This window comes from Nocardia sp. NPDC052566, from assembly GCF_044547285.1.
Classification (GTDB): domain Bacteria; phylum Actinomycetota; class Actinomycetes; order Mycobacteriales; family Mycobacteriaceae; genus Nocardia.
In genome coordinates this window covers 1,267,769-1,291,096 of record NZ_JBIUAF010000002.1, presented here as the reverse complement: position 1 = coordinate 1,291,096, position 23,328 = coordinate 1,267,769, and the positions used below count along the sequence as shown (strand labels likewise).

The following is a 23,328-nucleotide window of genomic DNA, read 5'->3' as shown; positions in this document are numbered from 1 at the left end:
TCACCGGCCGCGCCAGCCCGCCGGGTCGACGCCGCCGGGGATGGGGGCGGTGGGCGGGTAGGGCTCGCGGGTGAAGATGTAGCTGACCAGTTCGAGGTGGTCGACGGCACCGTCCGGGCCGCGGACCGCGCGCAGCCGCTCGCCCGCGTAATAGCCGTCGAGGCCGGTCCAGGCGTCCTCGCCGTCGGGGCGGAAGCGGGAGGGGCGTCCGCCGTGCGCGAGGGGCTTCAGCTCCAGGTAGCCGTCGGACCGCAGGTGCAGTGCGATGGACGCCGAACCCCAGTACCACGGGCCGGTGAGCGCCAGCAGTGCCGGGTCGGCCGACTCGGCGGGCAGCCATTCCTCGGGCATCACCGGTTCATGCTCGGCCATGATGTCGAGCATGGCCAGGTCCAGTTTGCCGCGGATGCCGCCGTAGGTGGTGTTGGACAGGAACAGCACGCCGGTGCGGTCGGCCGGATCGGCCCAGACCATGGCGATGAAACCGGGCATGGCCCCGCCGTGCCCGATCAACCGGCGGCCGTTGTGCCTGGCCAGTTGCACGCCGAGCCCGTGGCCGACGGTCCACTCGTCCTCGTCGATGACGGCGGCGGGCTCGCGCATCTCTTCCCAGGTGTCACGGGACAGCACCTCGCCGGTGTCGCCGCCGAGGAACGCCGCCCAGCGAGCGAGGTCGTCGACGGTCGACCAGAGCTGGCCCGCCGCACCCATCGCACCGTGATCGTGCGCGGGTTCGGGTAGCACGACGTCGGCCCACGGGTGCACCGCCCAGCCGGTGGCGTGCGGGGCGATCGGTGACGGCGTGGTGCGGCCCATCCCCAGTGGCGCAAGCACTTCGGCGCGTACGGCGTCGAACCAGCTCTGCCCGCGCAGCCGGGCGATCAGTTCGCCGAGCGCGGCGTAGCCCACGTTGCTGTAGTGGTGCCTGCGGCCGGCCCGGTGCAGTACGGCCTCGCCGTCCATACTCGCCGCCAGCTCACTCCAGTCGCCGCCCTTGGTGCGCTCCCACCAGTCGCCGGGCGATTCGGCGCGAACGCCGGCGGTGTGCGAGAGCAGTTGCGCGATGGTCCGGTCCCCCATCGGCGCCCCGGGCACATGCCGGGCCAGCGGATCGGACAGATCCAGCTTGCCCTCGTCGCGTAGCCGCAGCACCACCACGCCCACCATGGTTTTGGTGATCGATCCGATCCGATATTGCGTATCGGCGGTCGGCCGCTGCGCCCCGTCCACTCGCCCGCGCGCACCCCACCAGACCAGCTCACCGTTGCGCACCACCGCGGCGACCAGCGAAGGCACCCGGTACTTCGCCTGTTCTTCCGCCAGCCGATGCAGCAACGCACGCTCGGTCGTCGCCAACAACGCACTTCGTGGCATCCGGCACCTCTTCCTCGTCCTCGCGGCCTGACCTACCCTTGGCTAGGCACTATATTCGCGAGTCGGCACGGCGAGAGGGCGGAGCGGGGCGCCGCCGTCGCATCGGAGCGATGCTAGCGGCGCAGGAGGTCGACGACACCGGTGTTGGATTCGTTGCCGCCGCCCTCGGCGACGCGACGCCGCATCAAATCCATGAAGGGCGTGAGGAGTTCGGGGCTCACGCCCTGTTCGGCGGCGGTGCGCAGGAGTGTGTCGTTCGTGGTGACCATCATCGCCAGGTTCGATTCGACGCCCTCGGTGTAGTCGCCGCTGGCCAGCTGTGCGGCGGTGCCGTAGGCGTATCCGGCCATCGCCTGCTGGTAGCCGACGAGCAGCGGCGCGAAATCCACCGGTGAAATGTCTTCCGGGGCAATCAAAGCGAAGGCATGGGCCGCGCCGGCGAACATGCCCCACATGCCGCTGAGCAACGCGATGTCGTACAGGGCGGCGAAACCGGGATCCGCGCCGACATAGGTGACGGCGGCCGGAATCGCCAAGGTTTCGGCGTGGGTTTCGTGGAGTTCGGTTGAGCCGCTGTAGAAGACGTAGGCGCCGGAATCGGCGACACCGATCATCGAAGGGACCGCCATGATGCCGCCGTCCACGAAACGTCCACCGCGCGCCGCGATCCAGTCGGACAGTGCGCGGGCCTCGGCGGGGGTGCTCGTGGTCAGGTTGACGATGTCGCGGCCGGTCAGGTCGATGCCGTCGAGGGTCGCACGGACCGACGCGTCATCGAGAAGACACACGACGACAAGGGAATTCGCGGTGACGGCGTCGGCGGCGGTCGCGGCGACGATCGTCCCCTCGGGAGCGGGCCTGGCACTGCGGCTCCAGGCCGTGACGGTGCACCCCACAGCGAGCCACGAACGGATGAGGGCCGAGCCCATATCGCCGAGGCCTAGGACGGTGAGCGAGTTCTTCGAGTGATCGGACATGCCCGTTACTCTTGGCGTGGCATCCGGGTCCATCAAGTACGCACCTGCGAGTGGGTACGTACTTCCGGGTAAGAAAACAGGCAGGTGAAAGGGATTGTCGTGCCGATCACACGCAGACCGGGCGCGTATACGTGCGGGCTCGACGCCACACTGTCGGTACTGAACGGCAAGTGGAAGATGATGATCCTGTGGCCGCTCAGCGAGCGGCCGCACCGTTTCGGTGAATTGCGCCGCCAGGTGCCGGGAGTCAGTGAGAAGGTCCTCACCGCGCAACTGCGCGAACTCGAGGCCGACGGGATCGTCCACCGCGAGGTGTACAACGAGGTGATCCCCCGCGTCGAATACTCGCTGACCCCGCTCGGCGAACTGCTCAATAACGCCCTGCTGCCCCTGGAGGCTTGGGGCCGTGAACATCTCATGGACGCCGCCGCACCCCCGCTGGCCGCCAACGGCTGATCGCCACACCAACCCGAATCGGGTTACCGCTCGATCGGGCATTCAGCTGCTTCAATGACCTACATGTCGGACAAAGTAGTGCTCATCACGGGCACCTCGACCGGGATCGGGCAGGCAGTGGCGGTGGCGGCGGCCGAGGCGGGATGCACCGTGGTGGCCACCATGCGCGATCCGGGCCGGGGCGACGAGTTGCGGAAAGCGGCCGGCGGGATCGACATTCGGGCGATGGATGTCACCGATCCGGATTCCGTGCTCGGCGGTGTCGCCGGGGTGGTCGCGGACTACGGACGACTGGACGCCGTGATCAACAACGCGGGCGTCTCGGTGCTCGGCACCGCCGAGAATCTGCCCATGGCCGAGATCCGGCGGGCGATGGAGGTCAACTACTTCGGCGTGGTCGAGATGACCAGGGCCGCACTGCCGCATCTGCGCGCCACCAAGGGCAGGGTGATCACGGTGACCAGCGTCGGCGGCGTGGTCGGCCAGCCGTTCAACGAGGCGTACTGCGCGGCGAAATTCGCGGTCGAGGGGTTCATGGAGAGCCTGGCCCCGGTCGCCGCCACGGTGGGTGTCGGGGTGAGCGTGGTGGAACCAGGTGCGGTCGCGACCGCCTTCGTCGCGAACGCCAAAGTGGATCCGGTGGCCGCGGTGGCCGAGGCAGGCCCGTACGCCCCCGCCCTCCAGGCCTACATCGACCGCACCCTCGGTGCCTACACCACGAGCCAGACCGCTGAGGAGGTCGCCGCCGTGGTCTTGCGCGCACTGACCGCCGAACCCCCGGTCTTGCGCTGGCAAACCTCCGACTGGGCACAGACTTTCGTCGCCACCAAGATCACCGACCTCGACGGCGCGCGGGTACAGGCCCTCACCTCCGACTGGGTGCGCTGACGCGCGCGCGGTGCGGGCGCGCCCGACATACCGGACACGCCGTGCATTGGGGCCTTGACGAATCCACGCCGGTCGCAGCCACGAATATCAAGTGACCAACAGCATGTGAAACGCACCATCCGCTGGGCACTGCCCGGCGGCTCAGCTATACGGCCCAGCTCCGCCTGTCGGTCGTTTCGAGAGGTGGGGCTCGATGTCGATCTTGATACTGCTTGTGCCGGTGCTGACCGCGATCGTCGCGGTGGGGGTGTTCGTCGCCGGGGATCGGCTGCGGCCCGACTCGTGGCGTGAGTCCGATGACGAAGAGGACAAGGCGGGTTCGCTGGTACTCGACCTGATCAACACGCTGTTCATGGCCGTGGTCGCGTTCGTGATCGTCATCTGCTGGCAGCAGTTCGACACTTCGCACAATCACACCGTCGCCGAGGCGAAGGCGCTGGTCGACACCTACTGGACCGCGCATTCGCTGCCGGATGCCGAGAAGCAGAAAGTGCAAGGGCTGCTTCGGGATTACACCGAACAGGTGGTCGGCAAGGAATGGACGGTGATGGACGAGCAGCGCAGGCTCAGCCCGGCCACCCAGGAGACCTTCGACACCCTGCGTGACGCGGTGGCGTCGGTGAAGGGCGATGATCCCGACGTCGCCGATCTGCGGACCAGCGCCATGACCAGCCTCGACGAGGCGGCGCAGGCGCGCCTCGACCGCGCCATGGACGCGCACTACACCATGCCCGGATTCCTTTATGTCGCACTATGGTTCGGCACGATCCTGCTGCTGTTCGGCGTCGGACTGTCCGGCGTCGAGGTGACCACGCGCAGCCTGCTGATGACCGCGCTGCTCGGCATCGTGGTCGGCACCACGATTCTGGCCATCTACAGCCTCGATCGGCCGTTCTCCGGCGGATACATCGTCTCCCGGGATGCCTTCGAGCTGGCGCTGGCCCGATTCCAGCAGATCGGCTAGCGGATTCGCCGGGCAGCACGACAGCGTTAGGACGGTACACCCATGGTTCTCGGCGAATCACGCAGGGCTGCTAGGAGTTTGGTGGTGGCGATGCCGTTGCTCGCGGTACTGCTCGCTGGCCACCCCGCCGCGGCCGACGCGCCCTTTCCGGGGTTACCGGATTTCGGCGACCTGGCGACCGGCAGCGCGGGCACCGGCAGCACCGGCGATATCGGGGCCGAGACCGGCAGCGCCGGTGGCGAACTCGCCCTCGGTCCGACCGGAAGCGCTGGCACCGGCAGCAATTCGAGTAACCCGGTGTTCACCCAACCGCCGATACCCCTCAGCGTCGAACCCGCCGAGGAGATTCCGTCCGTCGACCCGATCGCGAGCAACCCCGCCGAATCGCTCGGCCTCGACTCCGGCAGCGTACTGACCGCATGCACCGGAAGCGCCGTCGTCGGCAGCGCGACCCTCCTGCTCGGTTCGGCGACCGGCAGCGGATCCAACGGACTCGGTCATCTCGGACCGCTCGGGTCCAGCGGATCCGGGCTCGGCAGCACGGTCGTCGGCAGCGCCGCCAGCGGGAGCGCGCTGCTGACCTGCCTGCTGCTCATCCCGACTCCGCCACCACCCGAACCAGGGATCCCGCTGGAACTCGGCCCGCCACCGCCGCCTGCCCCCGCACCGCCTGCCCCCGCACCGGCTGCCGTCCCCGCTCCCCCCGCACCGCCGATCGAGCAGCAGCCGCCCGCACCACCCCTCCCGGTCCCGCCGCCTCCGCCACCACCACCCGCCCCGCCGAGGTACGCCGCCCCGCCGCGTCCGCTCGAACCGACACTGAGCCCGGTGGCCTGGAATCTGCTGGAACTCGTCACGATCATGGTGGTGACGATCATCGCGGTGGTCCGCACCACCCGAGCCGAGGTCCAGCGCTCCCGCGGCCGAACCGGCTGACTCCGACCTCGGCACGCGGATAGCGCTGGCCGTCTGCTGATTTCACGCAGGGGCGCTCCGGTGGAAGTGACCGCGCCAGGCGAGCAGGTCGACAGGTTTCGCCTGGAACGGCAGGATCGCGCGCAGCGTGGTTTCCACGAGGGATGCCACCGTCCAGCCGTCGGCGAATCCGGCGCGCAGCCGGTCGGCGGTGATCGACGGCAACATCTGATCGAATTCCATATCACCGTCGGCCATCTCAGCTTCCATCCGCTCGACGAGTTCGCCGAATCCCTCGCGGATCGATGCCGCCGCTCGATCGCTGATCCCCAATACGTGCACGGAGGCGCCCGGGCGGCACGCGTGATGCAGCGCCGCCGCGTACCGCGTCAACTCATCGTCGTCGAACAGGTGCGCCAGGCCGGAATCGAGCACGGTATCGAATTGTTCGTGATAGCCGGATAATTCGAGGGCGTCGGCGATATCGAAGGTGGCCGCCAACCCCCGATCCGCGGCCTTCCGCCGCGCGATCGCGATCGCCGTCGGCGCGAGGTCGAGCCCGGTCACCGCATAGCCGCGACCGGCCAGAAAGAGGGCGTTTTCCCCGGTGCCACACCCGGAGTCGAGCACAGCACCACTGATCAGACCGGCCTCCTCCAGTGACACATAATCGGGTTGCGGCCCGTCGATATCCCATGGTGCGCGATCACCCAGCGGACTCTCACCGCGATAGATCGCATCGAAATCGAGTTCTGCGCCTTCACCGGGGGTATTGGTATCACTCATACCTCCACCATCGCGCGGAATTCGACACCCCCGCAAGGCCAATGTCCAGCTAATCGCACCACGGAGCTCAGTCCCAGCGGTCGAGGGTGTAGCGGACTCGGAGGTCGCCGGTGGTGACGCGGAAGGTGTGGTTGAGGTTGTTGCCCTTGGAGATCAGTAGGCCGCATACTTCCGCGTCCTTCTTGCCCGCGACGACGGCGTCCTTGGCGTAGGCCTCGAGTGTTTTGCGGATCTCGTGGAGATCGCTGCTGAGGAATTCCGGGAAGAAGCCCGCGCCCTGGGTGTAGCTCGTGTCCGTGGCGCCCGCGAGCGCGAAGAGCACCGACTGCTCGCGTGCGGTGCGATCGAATTCGACGTGCCAGGTCGCCGGGTGCGGGATCACGGCCGTCACCTGCCGGTATTCACCGGGGCGCAGGCCCCACTGGGCGGGCGCGGAGCCGTTCACGTAGACGTACCAGGTCACCGGATTGCGGTTGTCCGGCCTGTCCCACTGCACGATCGGCGGTGCCTCGGGGTTCGCCGCGGTGACCATGGCGCCGTAGCTGGTGGCCGCCGAAGGCACCTGGTATTCGATGCGCTCGGCGGACGGAAGTACGGTGCGCGCGAACTTGTCCCAGGTCATGACCACTGTCTCGGTATCGAGATCGGTTGCTCTCCTGCGCTTCTCGGCCGGAACCAAATGCCCGAAGACACCACCGGATCGCGGCGCGTCCGCGGTCGGCGACCAGATCGGGCGCACATCGGCAAGTTTCGCGAAGCGGCGCTCCAGCGAACCCGCTGCGCGCAGTTCGGCGATGACCCGCTCGGCGCGCGCGATCATCGCCGCGGTGGGTGCCGCGGTAGGGCGACGGTACTGCAGCGGATGCATCTTCTCCGCGAAACGCCGCTTGACGCTGTCGAAGGGCAACTCCTCGGCGAGATCGCTGAGGAGCGTGCCGATCATGCCGCTCTTGACATGGCAGTGGCCCGCCGGTGCCGTGGCGGCCGCCAGCCAGACGAGGTTGTCGCGCTGCCGCTGCGCGGTATCGCCGCGCCCGCGCACCGCCTCGAGCGTCGCATGCAATTCCGACAACCAGGTCCCGACGCCGAGTATCGCGTCCGAGCGGTACAGCTGTTCGGTACGCAGCAGTGCCACCGCCTTTTTCACCACGGGATGCGGAAATTCGGCGAGGGCACGCTGGAGCGTTTCCCGGTCGGCGTTCTTCGCGGCGACGTACTGCGCCGTCGTCGCGAGCGCCGACGGCGTATGCACCAGATACTCCGGCGGAGTAAGCGAAAGATGGTTCCACGAGCCGCGTTCGGGATATCCCCAACCCGTCGCGCTCGAGCGGAACAGCGAGGTGATGGGCCTGCGCTCGACCTGTTCGGCCAGCGCGGCCGCGGCCTTCGCATAGGCGGGCGGAGCGCTGTCCGCCGACCACAGCACGGACTTCGTCGTCCCGTCCGCACCGACGAGCACGAGGCCGCCGTAGCGCCGCACGAACGCACGGCAGGTGCCGCAGTTGTTCACCGCGACGAGTTCCGGTGCGAGCGCGCCGAGAAACACCTCGAACAGGTCGTCGCCACCGACGGTGAACAGTGCGGCGCCCTCGGTGACCGTCGCCTGAAAATGGCGCCGCACACCGTTCAGGAAGTCGTCGTACCGGTCGTCGATGGGCGCGCTGAACGCGGCATGCGTTGTCATGGTGAGTTTTTCGATCTCTCGTCTCGGTGGTAATCCGAGACTAGCGGTCGCCAGGCGCTCGCCCCCAAGGGATTTCCGCACGATCGGCGACCACGGAACAGGCCGAGGAATCTCCTGCCCGGCCTGCCCCGCTGGCCGGGCGGCATCGGCCGCCCGGCCGGTCCATATCAGCAGTTGTCGGTCGGAGTGCACCACGGTCGCCGGGTGCAACCGCAGGTCGCACACGCCGACTCGCAGCCCTCGAAATCGGAGGTTGTCCGGAGGGCCGAGTTCACCTCGGCCATCCGGGTCGACTTACTGATCCGAATATCGAGATCGAATTCATCAATCGGTGCGGACATGTCACTTCCTTCGAATCGCTACTGACAATTACATTCGGTGCGGCACGTCGGAAAGCTGGTGCATTCGTCGGTGGGGCACTGCTCAGGACCATCGCTCTTCCCGCGCAGCGGCACGAACCGGTGACCATGCGACGGCAGGTCACCGATTCGGATATCGAGATCGAATTCATCGATCGGAGTTGACATCTGATTCCTTCCGAGGATCCGCCGCACGAATACGCCTGCGGACGGGAAACCGCTCGGCGGACCGCGGCGCACGTCCGTCTCTCACGGTGCGCCGGGGCCGTACCTCAATGAAAGGGAGAGCTACCGCTGATGGCCGGGACATTTTCCCGGATCTTCCTGGCTGCGGCCTCTATCGGACGGGCTATTTCCAGCCTTCCGTGGTCGGCCGGGCGAGCTGTCGCCACTCCCTGTCCCACTGCGCATTTCGGCCGCGGTTCAGCAGCCACCGGAAGCTCTGGACCAGGCACCAGCCACCGGCCCAGGTGCCGAACAGCGCGGCCAGGCCCATGCTGACCCCGCGTGCCGCCGCGGCGGCGGGCGGCCTTGGCGCGGTGGTGAATTCGCCCGCGCGATCGAGCCACACCGGAACGAGCTCGCCACGGCGCGCGTCGCGCGGCACCGGCACCGTCGCGGCACCGGTGCGGTTGCCGGCGTTCCACTGCACGCGGGCCTCGACGTGTTGCAGGTCGACCACGCCGGGCTCGGCGGTGATCGTTGCCGTGACAACGGATTTCGTCGCACTCTCGGCACGGATCCTGGCGGCGTCGCTCGCGTAGGAAGCCGTGCCGAATGCTCCGGCGATCGGAATCGCGGCCAGCATGGCGACGATCACGACGAGACGGAACACCGCCTCGAGGCGATCTCCCGTGCGCATCAGCGGATTCGGATTCCACGGTGCATACGACATCAGCCGGGTCACCCTCGCCCGCCGCCCGCCGACCGGTGCACCGCGTTCAGCCATCGGCCCCTCACCTCCTACGCTCGTATCCGGTTCGAATCCGATCGCCACAGCCCAGGCGACCTAGTGTTCGCGTACCCGCCATCACCCCGCATACACAGCCGGTTCGGCTCCCCGCAGTGGGGCAAGCCCGAAACATGATGGCTCGGCTCGGCTCTCGCCGACCGAGCACTCCGCTGGCCGTGGTGGCCGCGGGATCTGGAAATCGGCGACACCCTCGCTCAGAGTTTGTAGCCGATGGTGCGCAGGAGTTGTTTGCGGGCGGTTCGGTCGTCGGGGGTTTCGATGCCGAGGGGTGGGGCGCCGTCGATCACGCCGATGATGCCGCGGCCGAGTGGGGTTTCGGCGATGAGCACTTCGACCGGATTGGCGGTGGCGCAGAAGATTCCGCATACCTCGGGGACATTCCGGATCGCGTTGAGCACGTTGACCGGGTAGCCGTCGCGCAGGAACACGATGAACGAATGGCCCGCGCCGACGGCGGTCGCGTTCTTGGTGGCGAGGTCGGCGAGGTCGTCGTCGTTGCCGGAATACCGCACCAGGCGTGGGCCGGACGCCTCACAGAACGCCAGCCCGAACTTCAGATGCGGACTGGTCCCGACCAGCGCCTCGTGCAGGTCTTCGACCGTCTTGATGAAATGGGACTGCCCGATGATGACGTTGAGCTCATCGGGCTTATCGATGGGCACCGCAGTCAGTTCCATTGATCAATGGTGCATCGATCCGGGCCGCTGCGGCGGCGGTTCGCGGTGCGCCCCCTGATTCCCTGGGCTGGCAACCTGACCAAGCCTGGTTAGAGTCGACGCCCGTGGATGTGGATTCGGGCCTCGATGATCGGTTGACCGAGGCGGGTCGGCGGCTTGCGGGCATCGCGAGTGACGCGGAATACGTCGATATGGACCATCCCGACTGGATCGCGGATGTTCGAACAGTGCGCGAGATCTATACCGAGGTGCTGCGCAGTGCTGCGGATCATCTCGAAGCCGCGGTCGGGCTCGCCGTGCTCGCGGGGGCGGAGCTACGCCATCACATGGTGAACAAGGTGGACGAGGGGTGGTGGGAGGAGGGGCCGCCCGTCGTCGAAATGTCGGCCGACGACACCGCGGGACGGGCGCTGGCCGCCGAGGTGGTCACCGCCGCCCGCCACGTCCTGTCTGTCGATCCGACCAACAATCTGGCCGTGTTCCTGGAGGGGCTGGCCCACGAATGTGCGGGCGCTTCCGAAATGGCGTTGCGGGCATACAAATCGGCCCTCGAACTCGACCAATGGGACTACCCCGCCCTTGATCGCACGCTAGAGCTCGACGACAACTACGAACGGCCGGAGTCGGACGCAGAGCCGAATCCGCACTCCCGATTCTTCTGGGTTCTGCGCTGTGCCGAGCGGATCGAGCACTCCGGTGACACGGAGCAGGAAGTCTGGCGGACCAGCGACCCCGCCGAAGCGCGCGAGATGATCGAATCGGTGTTGTCCTACCGCATTCTCAGCGACCCGGATCTGGTATCCGCCTGGGGCACCGACGAATACCGCCACCATCAGAGCGGCGACTTCGAACTCGTCACCTACGCGCCCGGACAGCCACCCCGATGGATCGACCTGTACGACGCGCTCCACCGCACCGGCGACAACACACTCAAAATAGATTGGGCCGCAGTACCTCTCGACGCACCGCCGCCCGCCCTCCGCCTGCCACCGGGACAACCGATCCGCATCGGCGGCCGCACCCACTTCGCCGTCGTTCCCGACGAATAGCGAGCGGTCAGATGCCGCAGCGGAGCAAGGCTTTTCGGAGGTTGCGGCTGCGGGCGTCGTCGAGGACGGCCAGGCCGAGGCGGTTCATGGTGTAGCCGAAGCCGAGGCCAGTGGTGGGGTCGGCGAAGCCGAAGGAACCGCCGAGACCGGTGGTGCCGTAGGCGCGTTTGTCGGAGCCGAAGCGGAAGGCGCCGCGGGATTTGCGGAAACCGAGGTGGTAGCGGCTCTTGGTGTGCAGGACGAGGTCGTCGGCGGGGACATCGTCGGCCGTATCGGCGGCGGCGAGGCGGGCGAGCAGCGCGGCATCGATGGGCAGTGCGCCGGTTCCGGCCGCCGCGGCGCCGTACGCCTTGGCCAGCGATCGGGCGTTGCCGACGCCGTTGGAGCCGGGCATCTCGACCTCGAGCACCTCGCGGCGGGTCGCGCGGGCGGGTGCGCCGAAGCGCGGATTGGTCAGTGCCGCATAGGAATGCCCGCGTTTTGCGGCCATCTCGACGGCCAGCGGCAATGCCGGGAAATCCCGTTCGTAGCGCAGGATGTCGAGGCCGCGGGTCGCGGCGAGCACCGCGATCCGGTCCATCCTCTGTTCGGCGGGCAGGCCGATGAAGAAGTCGAGGCCGAGCGGTCGCGCGATCTCCTCGGCGAAGAAGCGACCCAGCGTGCGGCCCGCCGGATCGACCCGGCGCACCAGCTCGCCTTCGTAGAGACCGAGCGTGATCGCGTGGTACCCGTGCCTGGTGCCTGGCTGCCACGCGGGTTTCTGCGCCGCGAGTATCTTCGCCAGCCCATCCAGATCGGCGACCTGCGGCAGCTTCACGACGGTGTCCAGACCGGACAGCCCGGCCTGATGGTCGATCAGCTGCCGGACGGTGACCTCGCCCTTGCCCTGCGTCGCGAACTCCGGCCAGTACTTCGCCACCGGCTCCTCGTAGTCGAGCAGCCCGCGCGACACCAGCGCCGCGATCACGAATCCGGCCATGCCCTTGGTAGAGGAGAACACCGGCACGATGGTGTCGCGCTCCCACGGCACCGTCCGCCGCCGGTCGCGGTGCCCGGCCCACAGGTCGACGACCGGCCGATCGCCCGCGAAAACGGCGACGGCGGCGCCGATTTCGCCGTGCCGGGCGAAGTTGCGGCGGAAGGCATCGGCAACGGGACCGAAACCGGCCGCCACATCGCCGTGAATCAGGGTGCGTTCGGCTGTGTTCATGGATCGCTCGCTCTGCTCGCATACGGTGACTCGATCGTACGGGCGGTCTTCTCGTACGCTCGTCCGGTGCGTTCTCTCGAGCAGATCCGCGAATGGCCGGTGCGCCACGCGGCGGCGGCCGTGGTTTCCCGTGCAGGTACGACGCTGGCCGGCGATGCCGACCGGGTGTTCCCGCTGGCCTCGGTGACGAAGCCGCTGGTCGCCTACGCGGCGCTGGTCGCGATCGAGGAGGGCGCCATCGAACTGGATCAGCCCGCGGGCCCGCCGGGGGCCACCGTGCGGCATCTGCTGGCGCACACCTCGGGTATCGCCTTCGACACCACGGAGGTCATCGCGCAGCCGGGTACCCGGCGGATCTACTCCAGCGCCGGTTTCGAGCTGCTCGCCGCGTTCGTCGCCGAGCAGTCCGGCATCGCGTTCGAGGAGTACCTGCACGATGCGGTGTTCGAACCGCTCGGCATGACGGCGTCGGTGCTCGCGGGCCCGGCCGGGCACGCGGGACGATCCACGGCGGCCGATCTGGCGCGCTTCGCGGCGGAACTGCTCGAGCCACGTCTGCTCTCGCCCGAGATGCACGCCGAGGCCACATCGGTGCAGTTCCCGGGCCTGAACGGGGTGCTGCCCGGCTACGGCTCACAGCGTCCGAACGACTGGGGACTCGGCTTCGAGATCCGCGACGGGAAGTCGCCGCACTGGACCGGAAAGACGAATTCGCCACTGACCTATGGCCATTTCGGACAATCCGGGACATTCTTGTGGGTTGACCCCGAGTCGTCGTTGGCGTGTCTCGCCCTCGCGGATGAGAATTTCGGCGACTGGGCGCGGGCGGCGTGGCCCCCCTTCAGCGATGCGGTGATCGCGGAGTCATCACGCGCACGCAACACGGTCGCGAAGTAACACGTGTAACTTCGGGCACTCCAGTACACTCGGGCAACAGCCAGTACGACGGGTCGTTGGGGAAGACGGTCCACGTCGAAGCTGGAGGTGTTAGTAGTGCGCGCATCGAGTCAGTTCGCGGACGCGACGGCGGGTGTGGTCTACATCCACTCGTCGCCGGCCGCGCTGTGCCCGCACGTCGAATGGGCACTCGCCTCGGCGCTGGGAGCTCCCGCGAAACTCCGGTGGACCGCGCAGCCCGCAGCGCACGGCCAGCTGCGCGCCACCAGCGACTGGATCGGCCCCGTCGGCACGGCCTCCCGCATCGCACAGGCGCTGCGGTCCTGGCCCGTGCTGCGGTTCGAGGTCACCGAGGATCCCAGCGACGGCGTGGACGGCGAACGCTACAGCTTCGTCCCCGGCCTCGGCCTCTGGCACGGATCGACCAGTGCGAACGGCGATGTCACCGTCGGCGAGATGCGCCTGCGCGCGATGCTGCGGGCGGCGAGCGAACTCGGCAAGTACTCGGCCTACGACCTGGCCGCCGAGATCGATCGCGCACTCGGCACCGCGTGGGACGACGACCTCGAGGTCTTCCGCTACGGCTACGAGAGCGGCGCGGAAGTCACCTGGCTGCGGCGCGACGTCGGCTGAAACACACTGCGGCCGCGCGGTGTCGGCGGGCCGTTCGCGCCCGCGAGCTGACACGATGGCCGAATGGAAACGACCGCGGTTACCTTCGAGTCGCTGGTCCGACGACTACGCGCGCTGTCACCGTCGGTCGGGCCGGTCCGGCTGGTGGCCGTCGACGGGCCGAGCGGCGCCGGCAAGTCGACCTTCGCGCGCCGATTGGCGCAGGCCGCCGACGATGCGCCCGTGGTGACCTCGGATCAATTCCCGGTGCCGTGGGACGGCGATCCACTGGTGTGGTGGCCGTTGTTCGCCGCCGAGGTGCTCGCACCACTCGACCTGGGACTGCCCGGCGGTTTCCGCCCGTACGACTGGCACCGCAACGAGTACGGCGCACGGATCGAGATCCCGGTGTCCCCCATCCTCATCGTCGAGGGCGTAGGCGCGGCCCGACCGGAATCACCAGCGGCATACCGAATCTGGGTCGACGCACCCCAGGACGTCCGCGGCAACCGGGTCATCGCCCGAGACGGCCTCGACCTCGCCGAGATCTGGCGCGACTGGGATGCGCGCACCTCCGCCCACTTCACCACGGCACGCACCGCCTACCGCGCCGATCTCCACATCGCGGGCGCCGCCGAGATCGACTACGACCAAGATCGCGAATTCATCGCCGAGGACCTGCCCGGCGCGCGCTGACTCCGGCAACAATGGCGCCCATGATCAGCACGGGCGCCTGGACCGTCGCACCCGAACCCTTCGATTCCCCTGTCGCGGCCACACTCTGGCGCGCCTACTACACCGAGGTCAGCGACCGCTGGTACCGGCGCACTGAAGGTCGCGACACCGACCCGGACGAGCTCGACCGCGGAGTAGCCGCCGCGACGGGAGCCGAGTTCGCCCCGCCGACAGGCACTCTCCTCGTCGCACGGTACCGGGGTACACCGGCCGGAACGGCGGGAGTCCATCTGCTCGATCCGGCGACCGCGGAGCTGAAACGAGTCTTCCTCCGCATCGAGCTGCGCGGCATGGGCGGCGCTGCCGCGCTCCTGGCGGCCGCCGAGGACGCGGCGCGTGCGCTCGGCGCCGAGCGCATCGTGCTCGACACGCGCCGCGACCTGGTGGAGGCCAGGGCGTTGTACACCGGGAACGGATATGCGGAATCGGCGCCGCACAACGGGGAGCCCTATGCCGAGTGCTGGTACCGCAAGGAGCTGTAGGCTGCTGAGCCGGCCGGATATTTCTCGGACAGAGGAGTGATCGTGGCGGAACAGGCGAAGACCGTCGACGCGTACATCGCGGCATTCCCCGAGGATGTTCGAGTGATCCTCGGGGACATCAGGCGCACGCTCCGGCAGGCGCTGCCCGGCGGCGCCGAAGCGATGAGCTACGGGATCCCGACGGTGCAACTCAACGGCCACAGCGTCGTTCACTTCGCGGGATGGAAGAACCACATCAGCGTCTATCCGATACCGGAGGGCGACAAGGCATTCGAGGCCGCCATCGAGCCCTACCGTGCCGGAAAGGGCACGCTGCAATTCCCGCTCGGCAAGCCGGTGCCGTACGACCTGATCGCACGGATCGCCGCACTGCTCGCCGAGCGGCGCCGGTGATCTACCAGTCGGCTTCGGTGTACTTGATGATGCCGCGAATGTTCTTGCCGTCCAGCATGTCCTGGTAGCCCTGGTTGATGTCCTCCAGGGAGTAGGTGCGGGTCACCATGTCGTCCAGGTTGAGCTGGCCGGACTTGTAGAGGCGCAGCAGCTGCGGGGTGTCCTGGCGGGCGTTGCCACCGCCGAAGATGCAGCCCTTCACCGTCTTCTGCAGCATGGACAGCAGGAAGCTGTTCATCTTGACGTCGCCCGCGTCCATCCGGCCCATCGAGGTGACGACCAGCGTGCCCGCCTTGGCGGTGAGGATCAGGCCCTCTTCGACGTAGTCGCCGTGCATTTCACCCATGGTGAGAATGACCTTCTCGGCCATCCGGCCCTCGGTCGCGTCCATGATGGGCAGGATGGCGGCGGCCATGCTCTCGTAGGTGTGCGTGGCGCCGAACTTCTGTGCCTGCTCGCGCTTCCACGGATTCGGGTCGATGGCAATGACTTTCGACGCGCCGGAGAGCACCGCGCCCTGCAGCGCGCTCATGCCGACGCCGCCGATGCCCGCGATGACCACGGTGTCGCCCGGCGTCACCTGCGCGACGTGGGTGGCGGAACCGAAGCCGGTCGGCACTCCGCAGCCGACGAGGCAGGCCACCTCGAACGGGATGGTCGGGTCGATCTTCACCACCGAGGTGTGGTGCACCGTCATATACGGCGCGAAGGTGCCGAGCAGGCACATCGGGATAACGTTCTGGCCGCGCGCCTGGATCCGGTAGGTGCCGTCGCTGATCGCGAGACCGCTCAGCAGGCCCGCGCCCAGATCGCACAGCGCCATATTGCCGCTCACACAAGCCGGACAGCGTCCGCAGGCGGGGATGAACGACAGGATCACGTGATCACCGACGGCGAGGTCGGCGGGGCAGTTCGGCCCGAGCTTGGTGATCACGCCCGCGCCCTCGTGGCCGCCCATCACCGGGAAGGCGGGCATCGGTGTCGCACCGGTCACGATGTGGTGGTCGGAATGGCACATGCCCGCCGTCTCCAGCCGGATCTGCACCTCGCCGGAGACCGGATCGCCGACCTCGATCTCCTCCACCGACCACGGCTGGTCGATCCCCCACAGGATCGCGCCCTTCGTCTTCATTCCTGTCGACCCTCTCGCGTGCACGTGCTTATATGTGACTGCACCCACACTACGAGAAAACTGGAACGCGTTCTAGTAGTCGGCCGAAAAATCATCAGCAGAGCGGCCATCCGCCTGCGAACAGGTTCTAGAAATACGGCTCAGGCACGCACGTCGTGCACGTGGTGGACGAGGTCGTGGATGAAGTAGCGAGAAAACGATTCGACCGTGAAAACCGAGCCGTCACTGCGCGCACCGCGCTTGCCGAGGTCGACGGGCGGCACGGATTCGAAAGCAGCCGCGATCTTTTCGGCCGCCTCGGCGAGTTCGACCGCCACCCGGGCCGGATCCTGCTCCCAGTAGCGCTCCTCCACCGCCGTCACGTCCTGATCCCAGTTCGCAAAGCGCGGCACCGGACCCTCCGGGGTATCGGCGAGCATCAAACCCAGACGGGTGTCGAACAGGCGGCACACGTCGCGCACGTGGGCGCCGTATTCCAGCGTCGACCAGGTGGATTCGTCCGGGCGGACGGACGCGCCGTCGCGCTCGAGGGCGGCGACCATCCGGCGGGCACTGTCGCGAGTGAGGCCGGGTACCGCCGCATATTCGGTCGCGGGTGCGTCGAAACCGCATTCGGGACAGGCCCGTTCGAGTATCCAGGTCCAGTTCTTCACATCAGGAACGATCGGCATGCCCCACACCTTAGAGTGGCAGAATATCTATATCCATAAATATCCCGCCAACTCTCGCCGAGATTCCGACACTCATTCCATGATGCGATGCGCCTGCTCGAACAGCTCCAGCGTCACCGCGTGCAGGAAGTCGCCGACCTGCTTGGGCGCCTTCCCCGCGAAGGCACGCGCGTGCGTCCCTTCCAGCACGATGCCGAGTTTGAAGCAGGCAAGCACCGTGTACCACGGCACCGCGCTCAGATCCCGGTCGGAGAACAGCCCGTAGTGCGCGGCCATCTCCTCCGGCGTCGGCAGCCCGCCCACCTGGCCGAGCTTGCCGATCAACGCCGAACCGACGGTGCCCGCCGCGGGCCTGGTGGCGATCTGCCAGCCGAGATCGAGCAGCGGATCGCCGATGGTCGACATCTCCCAGTCCACCAGCGCGGCCACCTCGGGCCGGTCGTAGGAGAACATGATGTTCGCCAAATGGCAGTCACCGTGCAGGATTCCGGGCGTCCACTCGGTGGGCCGGTTGCGGTCGAGCCACTCCCCGACCCGCGCGACGCCGGGGATCTCCGGCCCCGGATAACCGTCGAGCGTCGAGTACGACTCCAGTTCGGCGAGCCAGCGCGGCACCTGACGCTCCAGGAAGCCCTCGGGCTTGCCGTAGTCCGCGAGCCCGATCGCCGCGTAGTCGACCGACCCGAGCCGCGCGATCGCCTCCACCGCGGACAGCCCCATCTGCTTGCGCGCCTCGGCGTCGTTCGCGTATCGCTCGGGCAGTTCGGTCTGCGGGTTGAAGCCCGCGATCGGCTCCATCAGGTAGAAGACCGCGCCGATCAGCCCGTCGTCCGGGCAGGCGGCGATCACCCGCGGCGCGCGCACCCCGGTGCCGTCGAGCGCGGCGAGCAGCCTGGCCTCGCGGCGGATGACCTCATTGCTCTTGGCCCGCAGATGCTTCGGGCCGCGGCGCAGCACGTAGTCGCGGCCGCCGCGGGCGAAGCGCAGCATGATGTTCTGGGTTCCGCCGCCGAGCGCGGCCACCTGCTCGAATTCACCCGCGGGCAGACCTTGCTCATCCATCCACTTGCCGACGGCGGCGAAATCGACAACGGCGGGATCCACCTCGACCGGTTGCGCTACAGACATGCCCCACATTGTGCACCACGCCCGCTCACAAACTGAAGGCAACCGACCACAGTTGGTCGGTATCGGCGGGGCGTAGATTGCGTCCCATCATGCGCACGTTGCTCGTCGACAACTACGACTCGTTCACCTACAACCTGTATCAGCTGATCAGCGAGGTGAACGGGGTAGAGCCGACGGTGGTGCGCAACGACGAGGTCGCCGATCTCGCAGGTCTGGACTTGGCGCGGTTCGACAACGTGGTCATCTCGCCGGGCCCTGGCCGTCCCGACCGGCACAGGGATATGGGGATCTCGGCGGCGATCATCCGCGACACCGAACTCCCGCTGCTCGGGGTATGCCTGGGCCATCAGGGCATCGTGGTGGCCGCGGGCGGGGCGGTGACCGCGGCCCCGATCGCGCGGCACGGCTACCTGGACCGGATCGAGCACGACGGGCGCGGCCTGTTCGAGGGCGTGCCGCCGGAGTTCACCGCCGTGCGCTACCACTCGCTGGCCGCCGAGCGGCCGCTGCCCGACACGCTGGAGATCACGGCGGTCGCGCAGGACGGCGTGATCATGGGGGTGCGGCACCGGAGCAGACCGCAGTGGGGCGTGCAGTTCCATCCCGAATCCATCTCCAGCGAGCAAGGCGCGGCGCTGCTGCGCAATTTCGCGAAACTGACGGCGGCGCATCCGGTGCGGCAGGACGGCGTGCCGAGACCGCAGCCACCGGCGCCGGTGGCCGGGCGGACGACGCCGCCGGTCGCCGAGCCGCCGCACTTCGCCAGCGTCGGCGATCCGAGCGATATGCCCTCGATCCGGGGCGAGACCCGTTTCCCCGGCGAGGCGGAAAGCCGGTACGGCACCGGCGAATCCGCGCCATCGTGGCGACTACAGCACGCCGTCATCGAGCGCCCGATCGACACCGAAACCGCCTTCGTCCGCCTCTACGGCGACTCACCCACCGCGTTCTGGCTCGACAGCGAGCACGTCGAACTCGGCCTCGACCGGTTCTCCTTCCTCGGCGACGCGAGCGGCCCGCTCGCGGAGGTGGTCCGCTACCGGGTGGGCGAGGGCGCGGTCGTCGTCGAATCCGCCGACGGCGGCAGGCGCACCGTACCCGGCGATGTGCTGGACTATCTGGCCGGCGAGCTACGCAGGCGCCGCACCGACATCCCCAATCTTCCTTTCGATTTCGCCTGCGGCTACGTCGGTTATCTGGGGTACGAGGTCAAGGCCGACTGCGGCGCGAAGGCCGTCCACCGCGCACCGACGCCCGATGCCCAGTGGATCTTCGCCGACCGGCTGGTGGTGGTCGACCACGTGGCCGGGCACACCCATCTGCTCGCGCTCACCCACGCGGCCGCGGATTCCTTACGGGCGGGCGCGGATTGGCTGCGCGATACCCGCGAGATCATGGAATCCCTGCCCACCTGGTCGAATCCGCCCGAACTCGAGGTGGATTCGGATACCGAGGCGGTCGCCGCGCGGCTCACCCGCGGCCGGGACCGTTACCTCGCCGATATCGCGATCAGCCTGGATCGCCTGCGCCAGGGCGAATCCTACGAAATCTGCCTCACCGACAGCGTCACCGTGCCCGCCGCCGAATCCGACGGGCTCGAGTTCTATCGCACGCTGCGCCGCTGCAATCCCGCGCCGTACGCGGCCTACCTCCGGTTCGACGACCTCGAAATCGCCTGCTCCTCACCGGAGCGCTTCCTCAAGATCGACCGCGCGCGCACGGTCGAGAGCAAGCCGATCAAGGGCACCGCACCGCGCGGCGCGACACCGGCCGAGGACGAGCGGCTGGCCCGCGAGCTGGCCGCGAGCCCCAAGACCAGGGCCGAGAACCTGATGATCGTCGACCTGTTGCGCAACGATCTGGGCCGGGTCTGCCAGATCGGCAGCGTGCACGTGCCGAAACTCATGGCCACCGAGGCGTATACGACCATGCATCAACTGGTTTCGACGGTGCGCGGCACGCTGCGCCCCGATGTCGACGTGATCGACTGCGTGCGCGCCTGTTTCCCCGGCGGCTCGATGACCGGTGCGCCGAAGCTGCGCACCATGGAGATCATCGATGAGCTGGAAACCGAAGCGCGCGGCATCTATTCGGGCACCATCGGCTTCCTCGGGCTCGGCGGCACCGCCGACCTCAATATCGTGATCCGCACCGCGGTGCGCCACGACGGCCGCTGGCGCATCGGCGCGGGCGGCGCCATCGTGCTCGATTCCGATGCCGAGGACGAGTATCACGAGATGGTGCTCAAGGCGGCGGCCACCTTCCGGGCCGCACAGCATCCCGTCGCACACTGAGCACCGCCCGAGGGCATACCGACCGGCGCGGATCGCCGAGCATCAGGGGCGAGGAATTCGGCGTGTCGGTGGCTCGTGGCATAGTTCGAGGACGATGAAACTCAGCAAAGGCGCCAACGCAGCCGTCCCGACATCGCTTCTTGCCGTGGTCATTTCGTGGCAGTCCGCGCATGCGGTCGACGCGCACGCGTTGCTGCTGACCGGCGGTGCCGTACGCGGCGACCGGGATCTGGTGTTCTTCAACGCGCCAAGGCACGTTTCGCAGGCGGTGACGCTCGATCAAGAGCCCGCGCCGCGCACGGCCAGGCTGAGCGTCTCGCTGCCGCGCACCGAGGCCGAGGTGGATCGCATCGTCGTCGCGGGCTCCGTCGACGAGGGATCGTTCGGCGATATCGCCGGTCTGACGTTGACCGTGCACGGCGCCGACGGCGCGCTGCTCGCCTTCGAGATCGAGGACTCGGATTCGGTGTCGGCCATGATGTTCGGCGAGTTCTATCGCCGGGACGGGGCGTGGCGGTTTCGCGCGGTCGGCCAGGGGTGGTCGAGCGGGCTGGCCGGGCTGGTCACCGAATTCGGTGTGAGCGTGGACGAACCGGAGACGCCTCGACCGGCCGAGCGGCCGCGCACGGCAACCGGATCGCCCGATGTCGCGGCGAGACGGCCTGCCGCACAGCCTGACCCGTTGCCGCGGGGAATGGCGCACACGGAACCACTCGACCGGCAGCGAACCGCCACCGAGCCGCTGCCGCTGCCGCTGCCGATCGAGGCTTCGAACTCCACTCGGCCGCAGCAGACCCGGCGGGTGGATCTCACGCGAACGAATCACACCGCCGAACCCGCACCGCCCCCGCCCCCGCCGAATCCGGCACGCGCGGACTGGCATCCGGATCCGGAGGGTCCCGCGCGCCTGCGCTGGTGGGACGGCGCACAATGGACCACCGCGACACACACCCCGCCCACCCTGCGCCCACGCCATTGCGCCCGCTGTGGTAACCCGCTGCGCCGCAAGATGTTCGGCGGCCTCGCGGCGTGCGAGAGCTGCCCGCGCGAGATCGACGAATTCCTCACCCACTGGCATTCGCGCGCCTGGCGGGTGTTGACCACCTCCGGGACACAGGGTGCGGATTGGGACGCGCTGTGGGCATCGTTGCGATATCAGCGCATCGACGAAGCGGCGGGGCGGCAAGCGCTGCGCGATGTCGGGCTCAGTTACGTGGAGCGGCTGGTCACCTTCGCCTTCGCCGACGGCGAGGTCGAGCAGGCCGAGCTGGACGCCTTCGAGCACGCGGTCACCGAGCTGACGCTGACCGGCCCGCTCATCGACGACCTGCGCAGGCGAATGCATCGGGGCCGCACGCTGTCTCGGCTGCGCGCCGGGGAGCTGCCGACGGTGCGTACCCCTGGACTGCATCTGGACCCCGAGGAACGGGTGCACGTCGACCTGGCCGCGACCCATGTCCGCCAGCTCGCCCGCGGCCCGAAGCTCACCGAGGGCAGGCTGATCGGCAGCAACAAGAAGCTGCGCTTCGTCGGTGACGGCACCGGGACCGAATTGCCGTGGTCCCGTGTGGTTTCGGTGCATGTCGAGCAGAGCAGCGTGGTGATCGCGGCAACGTCGGCGCGCGGCGGCGCCACCTTCGACGTGCACGATCCCGACTATGTGGCAGCGGCGCTGGAGGGCGCGCTGCGGGTGGCCAAGCGCCTCATCCTGACACCGGGCCAGCGCGACACCCGCAGCATCCCGCAGGAGGTGAAGGCCGAGGTGTGGCAGCGCGACGGCGGCAAGTGCGTCGAATGCGGCGACGGCCACTACCTCGAATTCGATCACATCATCCCGCTCAGCCGCGGCGGCGCCACCTCGGCGACCAACCTCCAGATCCTGTGCCGCGCATGCAATCGTGCCAAGGGCGCGCGCATCTGAGCGCCTTCGGAGATTAAGGCGTGATGAAGCCCGCACTGCGCCCGAGATCGACGAGCATAGCGTCGAACAGGACCTCGGGATTGTCGAACGGGATCGGATAGTTGCCGAACACCTCCAAGGTGACGTGGCCGTACAACCGAGCCCAGAGCTGGATCATCAGATAGGTGACGCCGAGGTCCAGCTTTTCGGCAGGGAACTTCTGGCCGGACTCGGAAAGCGCCGCGAGCAGCTCGGTTTGGAAGTGCACCAGATCCTCGCGCAGTTCCGCCGGGATGGCATCGGTGGGCGTGGTGATGATGTCGTAGTTGGCGAGCAGCCTGCCCGCGCTCGCCAGGAAGATGCGCCCAAACGGCTCGTTGAACCGCCGCAGCGCCTGGGACCGGCCTGCCCCGGGCGAGGCGAACACCAGGGTGTACTCCCTGGAGTGCGCCAGCGCCCAGCGCCGGAAACCCTTGCAGATGGCCAGGAACTGCAGTACGCCGTCGTCGGGCAGTGCGGCGAGCTCGGTGGCCAGTTCGGCCGCGAGATCGGCGCAGAAATCCAGGCGGAGCGCGTCGAGCAGATCGTCGAGCGAACGGTAATAGCGATACAGTGCGGGCGCGGTGATGCCGAGTTCACGCGCGATGGCGCGCAGCGTCACCGCGTCCGGCCCCTGCTCGACCAGCAGCGCACGGGCCGTGCGCCGGATGTCGGCGTCGGTCACCACCGGCGCGCGGCCACGTGGTTTTGCCGCTTCGCTTCGCTCTGTCAC

At 68.2% G+C, this 23,328-nt stretch carries 23 protein-coding genes; 12 read left to right on the top strand and 11 right to left on the bottom strand.

The features are described from left to right. Together ACIG5A_RS12935 and ACIG5A_RS12930 are read right to left on the bottom strand one after the other, a co-directional pair. Entirely contained in the window at positions 1-1,374 is a 1,374-nt protein-coding gene (locus ACIG5A_RS12935; RefSeq protein ID WP_397240346.1) for a serine hydrolase domain-containing protein, read from the bottom strand. A gap of 113 nt (positions 1,375-1,487) precedes the next feature. Next, the gene (locus ACIG5A_RS12930) at positions 1,488-2,351 is read right to left on the bottom strand and encodes an NAD(P)-dependent oxidoreductase (protein WP_397240345.1); all 864 of its coding nucleotides are present in this window, start codon (positions 2,349-2,351) and stop codon (positions 1,488-1,490) included. Between the two features lie 105 nt (positions 2,352-2,456). Here ACIG5A_RS12930 and ACIG5A_RS12925 point away from each other — a divergent pair, with 105 nt between their 5' ends. From ACIG5A_RS12925 to ACIG5A_RS12910, 4 genes are all read left to right on the top strand, one after another. Further along, positions 2,457-2,807 (top strand): winged helix-turn-helix transcriptional regulator, encoded by a 351-nt coding sequence (locus ACIG5A_RS12925; protein ID WP_397240617.1) that lies wholly within the window; start codon positions 2,457-2,459, stop codon positions 2,805-2,807. 63 nt (positions 2,808-2,870) lie between these two features. After that, entirely contained in the window at positions 2,871-3,695 is an 825-nt protein-coding gene (locus ACIG5A_RS12920; protein WP_397240344.1) for an SDR family oxidoreductase, read from the top strand. 193 nt (positions 3,696-3,888) lie between these two features. Then, entirely contained in the window at positions 3,889-4,659 is a 771-nt protein-coding gene (locus ACIG5A_RS12915) for a DUF4239 domain-containing protein (protein WP_397240343.1), read from the top strand. Positions 4,660-4,743: 84 nt separating this feature from the next. Further along, positions 4,744-5,595, top strand: coding sequence for a hypothetical protein (locus ACIG5A_RS12910; protein ID WP_397240342.1), 852 nt, complete (start codon positions 4,744-4,746; stop codon positions 5,593-5,595). 42 nt (positions 5,596-5,637) lie between these two features. On the opposite strand, the gene ACIG5A_RS12905 is transcribed toward ACIG5A_RS12910, so the two are convergent. From ACIG5A_RS12905 to ACIG5A_RS12890, 4 genes are all read right to left on the bottom strand, one after another. Continuing rightward, on the bottom strand, positions 5,638-6,360 hold the full coding sequence (locus ACIG5A_RS12905) for a class I SAM-dependent methyltransferase (RefSeq protein WP_397240341.1): 723 nt from the start codon (positions 6,358-6,360) through the stop codon (positions 5,638-5,640). A 67-nt stretch (positions 6,361-6,427) separates the two neighbouring features. Next, positions 6,428-8,044, bottom strand: a complete 1,617-nt coding sequence (locus ACIG5A_RS12900) for a hypothetical protein (RefSeq protein WP_397240340.1) — start codon at positions 8,042-8,044, stop codon at positions 6,428-6,430. A 708-nt stretch (positions 8,045-8,752) separates the two neighbouring features. Continuing rightward, positions 8,753-9,352: a hypothetical protein gene (locus tag ACIG5A_RS12895; protein ID WP_397240339.1), complete on the bottom strand. Its 600-nt coding sequence runs from the start codon at positions 9,350-9,352 to the stop codon at positions 8,753-8,755. A gap of 218 nt (positions 9,353-9,570) precedes the next feature. Beyond that, positions 9,571-10,053: an adenosine-specific kinase gene (locus ACIG5A_RS12890; RefSeq protein WP_397240338.1), complete on the bottom strand. Its 483-nt coding sequence runs from the start codon at positions 10,051-10,053 to the stop codon at positions 9,571-9,573. 104 nt (positions 10,054-10,157) lie between these two features. Between ACIG5A_RS12890 and ACIG5A_RS12885 the strand changes: the two genes are divergently transcribed. Beyond that, positions 10,158-11,102, top strand: a complete 945-nt coding sequence (locus ACIG5A_RS12885) for a hypothetical protein (protein ID WP_397240337.1) — start codon at positions 10,158-10,160, stop codon at positions 11,100-11,102. A gap of 7 nt (positions 11,103-11,109) precedes the next feature. On the opposite strand, the gene ACIG5A_RS12880 is transcribed toward ACIG5A_RS12885, so the two are convergent. Then, complete coding sequence (locus ACIG5A_RS12880) at positions 11,110-12,312, bottom strand: serine hydrolase domain-containing protein (protein ID WP_397240336.1); 1,203 nt, start codon at positions 12,310-12,312, stop codon at positions 11,110-11,112. Positions 12,313-12,378: 66 nt separating this feature from the next. Between ACIG5A_RS12880 and ACIG5A_RS12875 the strand changes: the two genes are divergently transcribed. The 5 genes from ACIG5A_RS12875 (at position 12,379) to ACIG5A_RS12855 (ending at position 15,431) form a co-directional block, all read left to right on the top strand. Beyond that, the gene (locus tag ACIG5A_RS12875) at positions 12,379-13,209 is read left to right on the top strand and encodes a serine hydrolase domain-containing protein (protein ID WP_397240335.1); all 831 of its coding nucleotides are present in this window, start codon (positions 12,379-12,381) and stop codon (positions 13,207-13,209) included. A gap of 96 nt (positions 13,210-13,305) precedes the next feature. Further along, positions 13,306-13,842: a DUF3145 domain-containing protein gene (locus ACIG5A_RS12870; RefSeq protein ID WP_397240334.1), complete on the top strand. Its 537-nt coding sequence runs from the start codon at positions 13,306-13,308 to the stop codon at positions 13,840-13,842. A 63-nt stretch (positions 13,843-13,905) separates the two neighbouring features. Then, positions 13,906-14,517, top strand: coding sequence for a uridine kinase (locus ACIG5A_RS12865; RefSeq protein ID WP_397240333.1), 612 nt, complete (start codon positions 13,906-13,908; stop codon positions 14,515-14,517). A 20-nt stretch (positions 14,518-14,537) separates the two neighbouring features. Beyond that, positions 14,538-15,038, top strand: a complete 501-nt coding sequence (locus tag ACIG5A_RS12860; RefSeq protein ID WP_397240332.1) for a GNAT family N-acetyltransferase — start codon at positions 14,538-14,540, stop codon at positions 15,036-15,038. Positions 15,039-15,080: 42 nt separating this feature from the next. Continuing rightward, positions 15,081-15,431, top strand: a complete 351-nt coding sequence (locus tag ACIG5A_RS12855) for an iron chaperone (protein ID WP_397240331.1) — start codon at positions 15,081-15,083, stop codon at positions 15,429-15,431. Between the two features lies 1 nt (position 15,432). On the opposite strand, the gene ACIG5A_RS12850 is transcribed toward ACIG5A_RS12855, so the two are convergent. The 3 genes from ACIG5A_RS12850 to ACIG5A_RS12840 all read right to left on the bottom strand — a co-directional run bounded on the left by ACIG5A_RS12850 (position 15,433) and on the right by ACIG5A_RS12840 (position 18,371). After that, positions 15,433-16,563, bottom strand: coding sequence for an NDMA-dependent alcohol dehydrogenase (locus tag ACIG5A_RS12850; protein WP_397240330.1), 1,131 nt, complete (start codon positions 16,561-16,563; stop codon positions 15,433-15,435). Positions 16,564-16,703: 140 nt separating this feature from the next. Continuing rightward, entirely contained in the window at positions 16,704-17,234 is a 531-nt protein-coding gene (locus ACIG5A_RS12845; protein ID WP_397240329.1) for a DinB family protein, read from the bottom strand. Between the two features lie 72 nt (positions 17,235-17,306). Next, entirely contained in the window at positions 17,307-18,371 is a 1,065-nt protein-coding gene (locus ACIG5A_RS12840; protein ID WP_397240328.1) for a phosphotransferase family protein, read from the bottom strand. 80 nt (positions 18,372-18,451) lie between these two features. On the opposite strand from ACIG5A_RS12840, the gene pabB reads away from it, so the two are divergent. Next, positions 18,452-20,656: an aminodeoxychorismate synthase component I gene (gene pabB / locus ACIG5A_RS12835; RefSeq protein ID WP_397240327.1), complete on the top strand. Its 2,205-nt coding sequence runs from the start codon at positions 18,452-18,454 to the stop codon at positions 20,654-20,656. Between the two features lie 94 nt (positions 20,657-20,750). Next, positions 20,751-22,577 carry a TerD family protein gene (locus ACIG5A_RS12830; protein ID WP_397240326.1) on the top strand — a complete coding sequence of 609 codons (1,827 nt, stop codon included), beginning with the start codon at positions 20,751-20,753 and terminating at the stop codon, positions 22,575-22,577. Positions 22,578-22,590: 13 nt separating this feature from the next. Here ACIG5A_RS12830 and ACIG5A_RS12825 read toward each other — a convergent pair whose 3' ends face one another. Further along, positions 22,591-23,328 carry a TetR/AcrR family transcriptional regulator gene (locus ACIG5A_RS12825; protein ID WP_397240325.1) on the bottom strand — a complete coding sequence of 246 codons (738 nt, stop codon included), beginning with the start codon at positions 23,326-23,328 and terminating at the stop codon, positions 22,591-22,593.